The 13,745-nt window shown below is 73.1% G+C and carries 10 protein-coding genes; 7 read left to right on the top strand and 3 right to left on the bottom strand.

Features of this window, described 5'->3' with window-relative positions:
- Window positions 1–306 precede the first annotated feature (306 nt).
- A complete protein-coding gene (locus ACFZCF_RS20585; protein ID WP_391287839.1) occupies window positions 307–1,551 on the top strand; it encodes a hypothetical protein in 1,245 nt (414 codons plus the stop codon).
- Window positions 1,552–1,565: 14 nt separating this feature from the next.
- On the opposite strand, the gene ACFZCF_RS20580 is transcribed toward ACFZCF_RS20585, so the two are convergent.
- On the bottom strand, window positions 1,566–4,022 hold the full coding sequence (locus ACFZCF_RS20580) for a DHA2 family efflux MFS transporter permease subunit (protein ID WP_391287837.1): 2,457 nt from the start codon (window positions 4,020–4,022) through the stop codon (window positions 1,566–1,568).
- Window positions 4,023–4,307: 285 nt separating this feature from the next.
- Window positions 4,308–4,751 carry an SRPBCC family protein gene (locus tag ACFZCF_RS20575; protein ID WP_388445459.1) on the bottom strand — a complete coding sequence of 148 codons (444 nt, stop codon included), beginning with the start codon at window positions 4,749–4,751 and terminating at the stop codon, window positions 4,308–4,310.
- A gap of 170 nt (window positions 4,752–4,921) precedes the next feature.
- Between ACFZCF_RS20575 and ACFZCF_RS20570 the strand changes: the two genes are divergently transcribed.
- The 3 genes from ACFZCF_RS20570 (at window position 4,922) to ACFZCF_RS20560 (ending at window position 8,218) form a co-directional block, all read left to right on the top strand.
- The gene (locus ACFZCF_RS20570) at window positions 4,922–5,959 is read left to right on the top strand and encodes an Rv2578c family radical SAM protein (RefSeq protein WP_391287834.1); all 1,038 of its coding nucleotides are present in this window, start codon (window positions 4,922–4,924) and stop codon (window positions 5,957–5,959) included.
- A gap of 112 nt (window positions 5,960–6,071) precedes the next feature.
- The gene (locus ACFZCF_RS20565) at window positions 6,072–7,694 is read left to right on the top strand and encodes an alpha/beta fold hydrolase (protein ID WP_391287833.1); all 1,623 of its coding nucleotides are present in this window, start codon (window positions 6,072–6,074) and stop codon (window positions 7,692–7,694) included.
- Between the two features lie 80 nt (window positions 7,695–7,774).
- The gene (locus tag ACFZCF_RS20560; protein WP_388445450.1) at window positions 7,775–8,218 is read left to right on the top strand and encodes a RidA family protein; all 444 of its coding nucleotides are present in this window, start codon (window positions 7,775–7,777) and stop codon (window positions 8,216–8,218) included.
- Window positions 8,219–8,234: 16 nt separating this feature from the next.
- On the opposite strand, the gene ACFZCF_RS20555 is transcribed toward ACFZCF_RS20560, so the two are convergent.
- Entirely contained in the window at window positions 8,235–8,864 is a 630-nt protein-coding gene (locus tag ACFZCF_RS20555) for a HEAT repeat domain-containing protein (RefSeq protein WP_391287831.1), read from the bottom strand.
- A gap of 379 nt (window positions 8,865–9,243) precedes the next feature.
- Between ACFZCF_RS20555 and ACFZCF_RS20550 the strand changes: the two genes are divergently transcribed.
- The 3 genes from ACFZCF_RS20550 (at window position 9,244) to ccrA (ending at window position 13,736) form a co-directional block, all read left to right on the top strand.
- Window positions 9,244–11,025, top strand: a complete 1,782-nt coding sequence (locus ACFZCF_RS20550; protein ID WP_391287829.1) for a 3-hydroxybutyryl-CoA dehydrogenase — start codon at window positions 9,244–9,246, stop codon at window positions 11,023–11,025.
- Window positions 11,026–11,107: 82 nt separating this feature from the next.
- A complete protein-coding gene (locus ACFZCF_RS20545) occupies window positions 11,108–11,977 on the top strand; it encodes a TetR family transcriptional regulator (protein ID WP_388445441.1) in 870 nt (289 codons plus the stop codon).
- A 421-nt stretch (window positions 11,978–12,398) separates the two neighbouring features.
- A complete protein-coding gene (gene ccrA, locus ACFZCF_RS20540) occupies window positions 12,399–13,736 on the top strand; it encodes a crotonyl-CoA carboxylase/reductase (RefSeq protein WP_388445438.1) in 1,338 nt (445 codons plus the stop codon).
- The last annotated feature ends 9 nt before the right edge of the window (window positions 13,737–13,745 follow it).

Raw genomic sequence — 13,745 nt, 5'->3', positions numbered from 1 at the left:
GACTGGCACCGTACGCTCCGCCCCTCGGCCGTACCACCCCTGTGGACAACTGTCGCCGGAGTGGACCGACGCGGCCGCCGGGAGGCGCGACAACGGCACGTCGGGGCCGTCGCGCGAAGGCCTCCGGGGGAACCGGTCCGGTGCCTCGGGATCTCGGTGGATCATGGAGGCCCGGTGCCGGTGGCCCTCCCGGGCGCCGTCCCCACTCACCCGCGAGCGGACTCCTGAATCGACCCAAACATCGCCAAGGGGTACGTATAGGCTGTCGGCCGCAGGTGTCCCGCCCGACCGACCGGAGTGCTCTCGGTGACCATCGCCCTCGATCCTTCCGACGCCACCCCCTCCCCCGTCCCCGCCCTCTCCCCCTCCGAAACCGAGGCCGAGACCGTTCCCCGGCCCGCGTCCGAGCACGTGCCCGAGGCCGCCTCCGGGGCCGAGGAGAACTTCTGGGTCCCGGAGCCCTCCCCCGCGCCGGAGGCGGCCGGGGAGGCCGTCGGGGAGGCGACCGACGCGGAGGCGTCCGACGCGGACGAGGCCGCCGCCGATCCGGCCGACCACGACCCGGTCGTCGTCCGGGACGCCCGGGACTTCGGGGTGTACGCCAGGACCGGCGGCTGGACGTTCGCGCTGAAGGTGGCGCGCAGCGTGCGGCCCGGCGGCCAGGCGGCCGAGGGCACGGCGGCGCGGAAGGTGTCGGCGCGGGCGTTCGCCGCGCTCGCCGGGTGCTCGGCGGAGCGCGTGATGCGCTACTACAAGGCGTGGGACATGGCGGCGGACGACGGCCTGGTGCCGCAGTTCGAGGTCCTGGAGCCGGGCGCCGACATCGAGCTCCCGGACGCCGACGTGTGGCTGTCGTACTACACCTCCCGCAACAGCGCGTCCTCCGTGCGCGGTCAGGCGATCAGCGCGGCGGCGGAGGCCGAGGGCATCCGCCCGACGAAGGCGCTGGAGGTGGCGGAGAACCCGACGGCGCTGCGGGCCGCGATCCTCGCCGACCCGGGGACGGCGGAGGCGGCGCGCGGGGCGCTCCTCGACCGGATGAAGGAGGACCCTGCGCTCCAGACGGAGATGGCCCGGGCGATCGCCCGCACCGACGATCTGAAGAAGGCGGTGGCGACGGAGGCGAAGGTCGCCGACCGGGTCGGCTACGTCCGGCAGATCGTGGAGAGCGGGCAGGTCAGGACGCCGGCGGGGCAGACCGTGGAGGCCCCGGCCGAGGTGCGGGCGGAGGCCGAGCGCCATCTGTCGCTGATCGACGAGCTGGACGACTCGGAGGAGGCCGGCGAGTGGGCCGGCGAGGCGTACGAGTCGGTGAAGGGGCTGGTGGCGAAGGCCGTCGAGGAGGACCCGGCGCTGCGGGTGCAGGAGCGCAGGACCCGCTTCTACAGCTCCCTCCAGAAGGCCACGAAGGTCTTCGAGGAGCTGACCCTCGACGAGGTGATGGAGGAGGAGATCTACGAGGAGGACATGCTCCAGCGCCTCGAAGCCCTCCAGGAGGCGATCGGCAGCTGCATCGCCGCTCTGCGCAGGTCCGCGCCGACCGCCCCCTGAGGCACCGGGCCGGGTCAGTCCTGGTGGCCGAGCTGGAGGTCGCGTTCGGTGCGGCCTCCGCCGGCGACCTGGAGGACGGTGGCGACGGGCGGGTAGCCGGCGGCGATGACGGTGTACTCGCCGGAGGACAGGTCGACGAAGCGGAAGGTGCCGTCGGGGCCGGTGGTGAGGGTGTCGACGACGTTGCCGGCCGCGTCGAGCAGGGTCACGCGGGCGTCCTCGACGGGCCTGCCGCCGCCGGCCCTGACCGTGCCGCGCAGGACCGCTCCGCCCGCGAGTTCGATGTCCTGGCGGGTCTCGCGGGCGGACTGGACGCTGACCGGGACGGCGGCGGGCCGATAGGCGGGGGCGCTGGCCGCGAGGGTGTACTCGCCGGCGACCAGTTCGGTGATCACGTAGCCGCCCTCGCGGCCGCTGCGGGTGGAGGCGACGACCTCGCCGCGGACGTCGGTGAGGGTGACGGCGGCGTCCCTGACGGGGGTGCCGTCGGCGGTGAGGACGCTGCCGGCCAGGCGGCCGGCGCCGCCGAGGACCACGTCGAGTTCGACCGGGCGGTCGCCGACGGTCACGGAGACGGCCTGCGGCTGGTGCCCGCCCGCGGCGGCGATGAGCACGTACGAGCCGCCGCCGGGCACGCTGAGCGCGTACCGGCCGTCCTCGCCGCTGGCCCCGCGGCCGATCTGGCGGCCGCCGACGTCGATGAGGGTGAGCGCGGCGCGCGGGACGCGGCTGCCGTCGTGGTGCTGGACGGTGCCGCAGACCGGCACCCCGGCGTGCGGGGGCGGGGCGGCGGGGGCGGGGGCGGCGTGGCGGGCGTGCGGGACGCCCCGGTCGCCGGGGACGTGGCGGGTGTCGGCGGCCTCGGTGGCGGGGGTGGGGTGGGACACCAGCGGTTGCTCCTTGAGGAAGAAGGCGAGGACGAGGCCGAGCACGAGGACCGGCACGAGGTAGAGGAAGATCCGCGGCATGGCGTCGGCGTACGCCTGGACGTAGAGGTCGCGCAGGGCGGGCGGCAGCGCGTGGACGGTCGCCGGGGTGATCGCCTCGGCGGGCGGGAGGGCGGCACCGTGGGCGCCGGCGTCCGGGACCGCCGTCAGCCGGTCGGCGAGGGCGGAGTCGAGGCGGGCGGCGAAGACGGTGCCGAAGACCGCGGCGCCGACGCTGCCGCCGATCTGGCGGAAGTAGTTGTGGGCGCTGGTGGCGGTGCCGAGGTCGCCGGGCGGGACGCTGTTCTGCACGGCGAGGATGAGCACCGGCATGATGAGGCCGATGCCGGTGCCGAGGACCGCTTGCCAGAGGCTGTGGGTGAGGCGCGGGGTGCCGATGTCCATGCGGGAGAGCAGGGCCATGCCGAGGACGGCGAGGGCGGAGCCGAGCACCGGGTAGATCTTGTAGCGGCCGGTGCGGCTGATGAGCTGCCCCGAGACGACGGAGGCGACGACGATCCCGCCCATGAGCGGGAGCATCAGGAGCCCGGACTCGGTGGCGGTGGCGCCCTCGACCATCTGCAGGAAGCTCGGCAAGTAGCTGGCGGCCCCGAAGAGGGCGATGCCGACGACGGCGCCGACGAGGGCGGTGACGGTGAAGACCGAGTCGCGGAACAGCCGCAGCGGGATGAGGGGTTCGGGAGCGAGATGCTCGACGACCAGGAAGAGCAGGACCGTTCCGGCGGCGCCGCAGCCGAGGCCGATGACGACCCGGTCGTCCCAGTCGTACTCCGTCCCGCCCCAACTGGTCAGCAGGACCAGGCAGGTGGAGGCGGCGGCGAGGAGCAGGGTGCCGAGGACGTCGAAGCGGGCGCGGACCTTCGGCTTGGGCAGCTTGAGGACGGCGGCGACGACGGCCAGGGTGACGAGCCCGAAGGGGACGTTGAAGTAGAAGCACCAGCGCCAGGAGACGTGGTCGGTGAAGAAGCCGCCGAGGAGCGGTCCGGCGACCGAGGCGAGACCGAAGGCGGCGCCGATCAGGCCCATGTAGCGGCCGCGTTCGCGGGCCGGGACGATGTCGGCGATGATCGCCTGCACGCCGATCATGAGGCCGCCGGCGCCGACGCCCTGGAGTGCGCGGAAGGCGATGAGCTCGTCCATGGTGCGGGACCAGCCGGCGAGTCCCGAGCCGATGACGAAGACGACGATGGCGAAGAGGAAGACGCTCTTGCGGCCGAGGAGGTCGCCGAGCTTTCCGTAGACGGGCAGGCCGATGGTGGAGGTCAGCAGATAGGCGGTGATGGCCCAGGACATCCGGTCCAGGCCCTGGAGTTCGCCGACGATCTTCGGCAGGGCGGTGGCGACGATCATCTGCTCCAGGGCGGCCAGGAGCAGCGCGAGCATGAGGCCGGAGAAGACGAGCCGGACGCGGCGGGGGTCGAGCGGGGTCTCGGCGGGGGCGGGCGGCGGGGGTCCGCCGGGCGGGCCGTCCCCGGGGAGCGCGGAGGCCCCCCCGGCGTCCTTCACCAGCGTGATCGCACCCACGTACGGCTCCCCTCGTCATGGCGTCGCCCCCGGCGCGGCGGCCTCGGCGCGAAGGCGCCCTCGGGGACGGGCCATTCTTCGCATCGGGCGCGAAGCGGGAGCAAGTCGGGCGGGGGCGGCGGGAGGTGGCCCGACAGGGGGTCGCGGGGGGCGTGCGACGGGGAACGAAGGGGTGCGGGCGGCGCTCATCAGCGCCTTTGCGGAACTCCCCGCGCCCCCTGGCCACTTCGGGCGCCGGTACGGGGGCGGCGGGGAATCCACTCGAATCGGTGAACGCCCCGGGCGTTACTTCTCGGTCTCGGCCGCGAGGTTGGCGAGGACCGCGTCGTGGATCCGGGCGAGCCCCTTGGGGGCGAAGGTCCGCTCGAAGAAGCCGCCGATGCCGCCGGCGCCGTTCCAGACGGAGGTGACGACGGCGCGGGACTTGCCCTCCCCGGCCGGGGTCACGGTCCAGGTGGTGACCATGGAGGAGTTGCGGTCCTTCTCGACGAGCTGCCCGTCGGTGGGCTCGGTGACGTCGAGCAGGCAGTCGCGGACGCGCTTGCTGGTGGCCTGGAGCTTCCAGTGGACGAGGGTGCCCTCGCCGTCGCCGCCCTCGCGCACCTCGTACTCGCTGAAGTGCTCGGGCAGCAGCTTCGCGCGCGTGCCGCTGTAGTCGGCCAGCGCGTCGAACACGGTCTCCGCGTCCGCCGCGATGATCCGTTCCGTCGTGGCCTCGACCTGCGCCATCGCATTTCCTCCAGCTCGTGGTTCTCGGGGGTGTCTCGGGGCTGTGCGCCAAGAGAACCACGAGCCCCGCGGCGGGCGAAATCCAGGTCGCGACGATCAAGAGAACAGTTGTTCTATTCTAGTCGGGAGGAAAGTCGAACGTACGAACGAAATCGATCGAGGAGGCGTCCATGCGCTGGGACCATCTGGGCGACACCCCGTCCGTGCCGGCCGACACCGCCCTGTTCGGCGCGGACGCGGTCACCACCCGGACCTTCGACACCCCCGAGTTCCGCGGCATCACGTTCCACGAGGTCCGGGCCCGGTCCATCCTCAACCGCGTCCCCGGCGCCTCCCGGATGCCCTTCGAGTGGACCGTGAACCCGTACCGCGGCTGCACGCACGCGTGCGTCTACTGCTTCGCCCGCAAGACCCACAGCTACCTGGACCTCGACACCGGCCTCGGCTTCGACTCCCAGATCGTGGTGAAGGTCAACGCCCCCGAGCTGCTCACCCGCCAGCTCGCCTCCCGGCGCTGGCAGGGCGCCCACATCGCCATGGGCACCAACGTCGACTGCTACCAGCGGGCCGAGGGACGCTACCGCCTGATGCCCGGCATCCTCACGGCGCTGCGCGACCGGGCCAACCCCTTCTCCATCCTCACCAAGGGCACCCTGATCCTGCGCGACCTGGAGCTGCTCACCCAGGCCGCCGAGGTCACCGAGGTCGGCGTCTCCGTCTCGGTCGGCTTCACCGACGAGGAGCTGTGGCGGACGATCGAACCCGGCACCCCCGCCCCGCACCGCCGCCTCGACGTGGTCCGCGCGCTCGGCGACCACGGCATCGGCTGCGGCGTCCTCATGGCCCCCGTCGTGCCCTTCCTCGGCGACTCCCCCGAGCAGCTGCGCGCCACCGTCCGCGCGATCGCCGAGGCCGGCGCGGTCTCCGTCACCCCGCTCGTGCTCCACCTGCGCCCGGGCGCCCGCGAGTGGTTCATGAGCTGGCTCGCCCACCACCACCCCCACCTGGTCGGCCGGTACGAGCGGATGTACGCGGGCGGCGCCTACGCGCCGACCTGGTACCAGCGCCGCATCACCCGTCAGGTCCACGAGCTGGCCGCCGAGTTCGGCATCGGGCCGGCCCACCGGGGCACCCCGCGCCGCGTCGCCCACCCGCGCGAGGACCCGGACGCGGCGGCGAGCGGACCGGAGCAGCTCACCCTCCTCTGAGCCCGCCGACACGCCGGGAGGTCACCTGACACGCCGTCGGCGCGCCCTCCGTTCGGGTCGTTCCCGGGCACAACAGGTCGTGTCACGCCCCCGGCGGGGCACTCCAGGCTCCATGACCACCCGCGCAGGAATGCTGATCGCCGCTGGGGCGCTGGTCGCCGGGACGGTCGCCGTCCTGCCCGCGTCCGCCGCGGGCACCGGTGAACCGGTCCCCCGCCCCCTCCCCCCGCTCGCCTGGACCGACTGCGGCACCAAGGCGTACCCGAGGCTCCAGTGCGGCACCCTCAAGGTGCCGCTCGACCACGACGACCCGGCCGGCCGGAGCATCACGCTCGCCCTGACCCGGATCCCGCACACCGCGAAGACCTTCCAGGGCCCCCTCCTGGTCAACCCGGGCGGCCCGGGCGGCAGCGGCCGGGGCATGGCCGGCTACGTCGCCGCCGCGCTGCCCGCGAAGGTCGCCGCCCAGTACGACGTCATCGGCTTCGACCCGCGCGGCGTCGGCAGGAGCGAGCCCGCGCTCGACTGCCGGCCCGGCCACTTCGACCCGGTGCGCCCCGACTCGGTGCCGCGCGGCGCCCGGGCGGAGCGGACCGCCCTGGAGCGGGCCCAGGCCTTCGCGGCCGCCTGCGGCGAGAAGCACGCCGACGTGCTCCCGCACATCGACACCGTCTCCGCGGCCCGCGACCTCGACCTGATCCGCGGTGCGCTGGGCGCGGAACGGATCAACTACCTCGGCTATTCGTACGGCACCTACCTCGGCGCCGTGTACGCCCGGCTGTACCCGGAGCGGGTGCGGCGGATGGCGCTGGACTCCGTGGTCAACCCGCACGGGGTCTGGTACGAGGACAACATCGCGCAGGACTACGCCTTCGACACCCGCCACAAGGACCTCATGGCCTGGGTGGCGAAGCACCACGACGCGTACGGGCTCGGCAGGGATCCGGCGGCGGTCGAGGCCGCCTGGTACCGGATGCGCGAGGAGCTCCGCGACTCGCCGGCGGGCGGCAAGGTCGGGCCGGGCGAGCTGGAGGACACCTTCCTGCCCGGCGGCTACTACGACGGGTACTGGCCGAAGCTGGCGAGCGCCTTCTCCGCGTACGTGAACGAGAAGGACACCGCCCCGCTCGTCGCCGCCTACGAGCGGTACGCCGAGGCCGACTCCGCCACCGACAACGGCTACTCCGTCTACACGGCCGTCCAGTGCCGGGATGCCGCCTGGCCCAAGGACTGGAGCGTCTGGCGGAAGGACAACTGGGAGGTCCACGCCAAGGCGCCCTTCTCGACCTGGAACAACGCCTGGTACAACGCGCCCTGCGCGTTCTGGCCGGTGGAGCCGCTCACCCCGCCGGACGTGACCAACGACCGGCTGCCCCCGGTCCTCGTCCTCCAGGCCACCGACGACGCCGCCACCCCCTACGAGGGCGGGCTCGCCCTCCACCGGATGCTGCACGGCTCCAGCCTGGTCGTCGAGCGGGGCGGCGGGAACCACGGCGTGACCCTGGCCGGCAACGAGTGCCTCGACGAACACCTGAGCACCTACCTCGCGACGGGCGCGGTGCCGCGCGCCGAGGGTGGGGCGGAGGTGGACGCGGTCTGCGCGGCGCTCCCGGCGCCCGAGCCCGCCCCGACCCCGAAGCCGAAGACGGGTGAGGAGCCGCGGGAGCGGGTCGCGGCCGGCGACGGGCCGGTCCTCGGGACCACCCTCCACGGACTGCTCGGCCACGTGCGCTGACCTGTGGTTCTCGTCACTCCTGACGCCCGCGCCCCCGAAGGGCGCGGGCGTTGTCGGTGGCGTGGGCGAGGATGGCCCGCATGACCAGCCACCTCACCCATGTGCCCGCCCCCGAGGGCCTCGCGCCGAGCGCCCAGTACAGCCACGTCGTCTGGGGGACCGGCCGGTTCGTGGCGATCTCCGGGCAGCTGGCACTGGACGGGGAGGGCGCTCCGGTGGGCGTGGGGGACCCGGCGGCCCAGGCCCGGCAGGTCTTCGCGAACCTGGAGCGCTGCCTGGCCGCCGCCGGCGCGGGCTTCGGGGACGTGGTGAAGCTGACGTACTTCCTCACCGACGTGGCCCACCTGCCGGCCGTGCGGGACGCGCGGGACGCCGCCTTCGCCGGGCTGCCGCTGCCCGCGAGCTCGGCGGTGCAGGTGGGCGCGCTGGTGCGGCCCGAGCTGCTGATGGAGGTCGAGGCCTTCGCCCTGGTGCCGGAGGAGCGCCCCGAGGGGGAGCGGCCGGAGCTGCGGATCGTCCGCTGACCCGGGCGGCGGGCGGTCAGACCGCGGGGTGGCCGAGGAGGGCGAGGGAGCGTTCGGCGGCGCGGCCGAGGCGGGGGTGCGGGAGGGCGGCTTCGAGGACGTCCCGGGCGGCCGGGTCGCCGAGGGCGCCCAGGCCCTCGACGCAGGCGAGACCGACCCGCCAGTGCGGGTCGCCGGCCACGAGCCGGCGCTCCAGGACGGTGACGAGGGCGGGGACGGACTCGGGCGCGCGCAGGTCGGCGAGGAGCCGGACCGGCAGGAGGGCGTAGGCGGCCCGTAGTTCGTTGGTGGCCAGCGCGGCGGCGGCGCGTGCGGTGCGCGGGTCGCCGAGCCGGACGAGGGCGTGGGCGGCGGTGACGCAGCGCTCGGGGTCCCGGTGGTTGAGGAGGAGGACGAGGGCCTCGAAGGCGCGCGGATCGCCGGCGGTGCCGAGCCGGTAGGCGGCGATCTCGCGGGCCCAGAGCGGCTGTCCCGGGGCGGTGAGGAGCCGGTGGAGTTCCTCGGGATCCGGGGTGCGGGCGAGTTCTCCGAATGCGGGGGGAAGCTTTCCTTCTTCGTTCTCGATCTGATCGCGCAATCGATCGATCATCGAGCAGAATTCCGGATCTCCGGACTCGATCCCGGAGTTGCCCTCGGCGATTTCCATGAAACCGAGGCTATCCGCGATCCACATCACAATTTCCCGACTTCCCAGGACTGGCGCGCTCGTTACCGGCCGGTTAATCTCAAGTGAGCGGGGAACCCCCGCACTTCTCGCCGCGGCCTGGTGACGCAGCCGTGGCGGGCGCTGGTCGGTTCGGCAGTTCTCGACGTGGCTCAGGGACAGAGCCCGCGTCGTTCCCCTTTTCCTCAAGGCCTCACCGCCGCGTGCTCCGGGGCCCGCGTTCCCGAGCGCGGCGGAGCCGTCTCCGTACACCGTGCCGCCGCCCTCCGTGCGGTCGGCCGCGTTTCCGGTATTTCCGCGCCCTTTTCCCCGTGCGCGCGCACCGCCTTCAGTCGTCACTCTTCCTCTCAGGAGTCCCCTGATGGACACCCCTCTCTCCACCATCGCCGTCGTCGGTCTCGGCACCATGGGCACCGGCATCGCCGACGTCCTCGTCCGGGCCGGCCGCGAGGTCGTCGGCATCGACGTCAGCGAGTCCGCGGCCGCCCGCGCCGTCGCCGCCCTGGAGGCGTCCACGGCCCGCGCCGTGGCCCGTGAGCGCATCACCGAGGACGAGCGGCAGGACGCGCTGGCGCGCTTCCGGGTCTACTCGGACCTCCAGGCCGCCGCCGCGGCCGACCTCGTCATCGAGGTGGTCCCGGAGGCGTACGAGACCAAGCAGGAGGTCTTCCGGGCGCTCGACGGGATCGTCCGCCCGGACGCCATCCTCGCGACCGGCACCAACGCCCTCTCGGTGACCCGGCTCGCCGCCGACTCCGCCCGTCCGGAGCGCGTCCTCGGCCTGCACTTCTTCGCGCCGGTCCAGGCGATGAAGCTGGTCGAGGTCGTCTCCTCGGTGCTGACCGACCCGCGGGCCGTGGAGGCGGTCACCCGGCTCGCCGAGGACCTCGGCAAGGAGCCGGTGGCGGTCGGCGACCGGGCGGGCTTCATCGCGGACGGGCTGCTCTTCGGCTACCTCAACCAGGCCGCGGCCATGTACGAGGCCCGCTACGCCTCCCGCGAGGACATCGACGCCGCCATGAAGCTGGGCTGCGGCCTGCCGATGGGCCCGCTCGAACTGCTCGACCTGGTGGGCATCGACACCGCCCGCACCGTCCTGGACGCGATGTACCAGGCCTCCCACGACCGGCTGCACGCCCCCGCGCCGATCCTGAAGCAGCTCTCCGAGGCCGGTCTCACGGGCCGCAAGGCGGGCCGCGGCTTCTACACCTACGCGGCGCCGGGCTCGGCCGAGAAGGTCGCCGACGCGCTGACCCCGGCGGCCGCGGGCGCCGGGGGCACGGGCCGCGAGGTCCGCTCGGTGGGCGTGGCCGGCTCGGGCACGATGGCCTCCGGCATCGCCGAGGTCTTCGCCAAGGCCGGGTACGACGTCGTCCTCGCCGCCCGGTCGCAGGAGAAGGCGGACGCGGCCAAGGCGTACATCGCGAAGTCGCTGGCCCGCTCGGTGGCCAAGGGCCGGATGACCGAGGAGGCCCGCGAGGAGACGCTGGCCCGGATCGCCCCGGCCGGTTCGCTGGACGCCTTCGCCGACGTCGACCTGGCGGTCGAGGCGGTCGCCGAGGACCTGGCGGTCAAGCAGGAGCTGTTCGGCCGGCTCGACAAGATCTGCAAGCCGGGCGCGGTGCTCGCCACCACGACCTCGTCGCTGCCGGTGGTGGCCTGCGCGAAGGCGACGAGCCGCCCGCAGGACGTCATCGGCATGCACTTCTTCAACCCGGCGCCGGCGATGAAGCTGGTGGAGATCGTCCGTACGGTCCTGACCGCCGACGACGTGCACACCACCGTCCGCGAGGTCACCGCGAAGATCCGCAAGCACGGGGTGGACTGCGGCGACCGGGCCGGTTTCATCGTGAACGCGCTGCTGTTCCCGTACCTGAACAACGCGGTCAAGATGGTCCAGGAGCACTACGCGACGCTGGACGACATCGACACCGCGATGAAGCTGGGCGGCGGCTACCCGATGGGCCCCTTCGAACTGCTCGACGTGGTGGGCCTGGACGTCTCGCTGGCGATCGAGAAGGTGCTGCACCGGGAGTTCCGCGACCCGGGCCTGGCCCCGGCGCCGCTCCTGGAGCACCTGGTGGCGGCCGGCTGCCTGGGCCGCAAGACGGGGCGCGGCTTCCGCGAATATGCCCGGCGCTGAGCCGGAGGAGCCCGCACGGGGGTGGGGAGGGCTCCTGGAGCCCTCCGGGGGCCCGCCCCCGCGGGCGCGCCTTCCTGCACGGATGCAGTACGTTCGGGTCATGCCCAAGGCCGTGAAGACACCCCGTGCCACCTCTTCGCCCGACGCTCAGGAGAGCGCGGCGGGGACCCGTGCCGCCGCGCAGCGGCTGAAGATGCGGCGGGAGCTGGCGGCCGCCGCGATGGAGCTCTTCGCGACGAAGGGGTACGAGGCCACGACGGTCGACGAGATCGCGGCGGCGGCCGGGGTGGCCCGGCGGACGTTCTTCCGCCACTTCCGGTCCAAGGAGGAGGCGATCTTCCCGGACCACGACGACACGCTGGTGCGGGCGGAGGCGGTGCTGAACGCGGCGCCGCCGCACGAGCACCCGCTCGACACGGTGTGCCGGGGCATCAAGGAGGTCATGAAGATGTACGCGGGCTCCCCCGCGATCTCCGTGGCCCGCTACCGGCTGACCCGCGAGGTGCCGACCCTGCGGGAGCGCGAGATCGCCTCGGTGGCCCGCTACGAGCGGCTCTTCACCCGCTATCTGCTCGGCCACTTCGACGAGCGGGACCACCACGACGGCAACGACGACCCGCTGCTCGCCGAGGTGGCGGCCTCGGCGGTGGTCACCGCCCACAACCACGTGCTGCGGCGGTGGCTGCGGGCCGGCGGCCAGGGGGACGTGGAGACCCAGCTGGACCACGCCTTCGCGATCGTCCGGGAGACCTTCGGCTCGGGCATAGGCGCGGGCCGTCCGGCCCCCTCCACGCCGTCCTCCCCCACCGCCCCGCAGACCGTCCGGCCCCCGCGCGAGGCACCGGCGGCGCAGGTCTCCGCCACGGGTGACGTGGTGGTCGCGGTGGCGCGCACCGACGCTCCGCTCGACGAGGTCATGCGGACCATCCAGCAGGCACTCACGAAGGGCTGAGGCCCGCTTCTCCCTCACCTTCGAAGGTCCGACAGGAGGGCCGCCCCCGGTTTCCCGGGGGCGGCCCTCTTCGCATTCCCGCAGCTCAGAGCCGCATTCGATCGATCATCGCTCATCCGTGAGCACCTTTTCGCATCTGAGAGAAATTGTTGGCACGCAGTGCCTTGTCACGTGACACGGCGTGCCATACGTTGATCTCGTCCGGGTGGCCGGAGCATCGGGAAAGCCCGCGCTCCGACTGTCCCCGCGGCCCCACGGCCGTGCGCCCGGACGCCTGCGTCACAGGCAACCCTCGCGCCCCACCGGGCGCCGCCACAGCACCACCCGAGCCGAACCGACGGCACACCTCCACAGCAGCAGCACTCCCCGACGTAACCCTCAGACGTCCGGTCCCCCGGACGCTCTCCGCCGGAGGCACACCGTGAAGGAAATCCTGGACGCGATCCAGTCGCCGGACTCGACGTCCGCCGACTTCGCGAACATCAAGCTCCCCGAGTCGTACCGGGCCGTCACCGTCCACAAGGACGAGGCCGAGATGTTCGCCGGCGTCGCCAGTCGCGACAAGGACCCCCGCAAGTCGCTCCACCTCGACCAGGTGCCGCTCCCCGAGCTCGGCCCGGGCGAGGCGCTCGTCGCCGTCATGGCCAGCTCCGTGAACTACAACTCGGTCTGGACCTCGATCTTCGAGCCCGTCTCCACCTTCGGCTTCCTGGAGCGCTACGGACGGCTCTCCGAGCTCACCAAGCGCCACGACCTGCCGTATCACGTCATCGGCTCCGACCTCGCCGGCGTCGTGCTGCGCACCGGCCCGGGCGTCAACGCCTGGACCCCCGGCGACGAGGTCGTCGCGCACTGCCTCTCGGTCGAGCTGGAGTCCTCCGACGGCCACAACGACACGATGCTCGACCCCGAGCAGCGGATCTGGGGCTTCGAGACCAACTTCGGCGGGCTCGCCGAGATCGCGCTCGTCAAGTCCAACCAGCTGATGCCGAAGCCGAAGCACCTCAGCTGGGAGGAGGCCGCCGCCCCCGGCCTGGTCAACTCCACCGCCTACCGCCAGCTGGTCTCCCGCAACGGCGCCGGCATGAAGCAGGGCGACAACGTCCTCATCTGGGGCGCCTCCGGCGGCCTCGGCTCGTACGCCACCCAGTTCGCCCTGGCCGGCGGCGCCAACCCGATCTGTGTCGTCTCCTCCCCCGAGAAGGCCGACATCTGCCGGGCCATGGGCGCCGAGGCGGTCATCGACCGCAACGCCGAGGGCTACAAGTTCTGGAAGGACGAGCGGACCCAGGACCCGCGCGAGTGGAAGCGGTTCGGCTCCAAGATCCGCGAGTTCACCGGCGGCGAGGACATCGACATCGTCTTCGAGCACCCCGGCCGCGAGACCTTCGGAGCCTCGGTCTACGTCACCCGCAAGGGCGGCACCATCACCACCTGCGCCTCCACCTCGGGCTACATGCACGAGTACGACAACCGCTACCTGTGGATGTCGCTGAAGCGGATCATCGGCTCGCACTTCGCCAACTACCGCGAGGCGTGGGAGGCCAACCGCCTGATCGCCAAGGGCAAGATCCACCCCACCCTCTCGAAGACGTACACCCTGGAGGAGACCGGCCAGGCCGCGTACGACGTCCACCGCAACCTGCACCAGGGCAAGGTCGGCGTCCTCGCGCTCGCGCCCCAGGAGGGCCTCGGTGTCCGCGACGAGGAGCTGCGGGCCCAGCACATCGACGCCATCAACCGCTTCCGCAACATCTGAGCCGGGGAC

Origin of the sequence: Streptomyces sp. NPDC007945 (assembly GCF_042958885.1) — a bacterium.
Classification (GTDB): Bacteria; Actinomycetota; Actinomycetes; order Streptomycetales; family Streptomycetaceae; genus Streptomyces.
The sequence above is the reverse complement of the archived record's forward strand: the minus strand, read 5'-3'. Positions and strand labels throughout refer to the sequence as shown.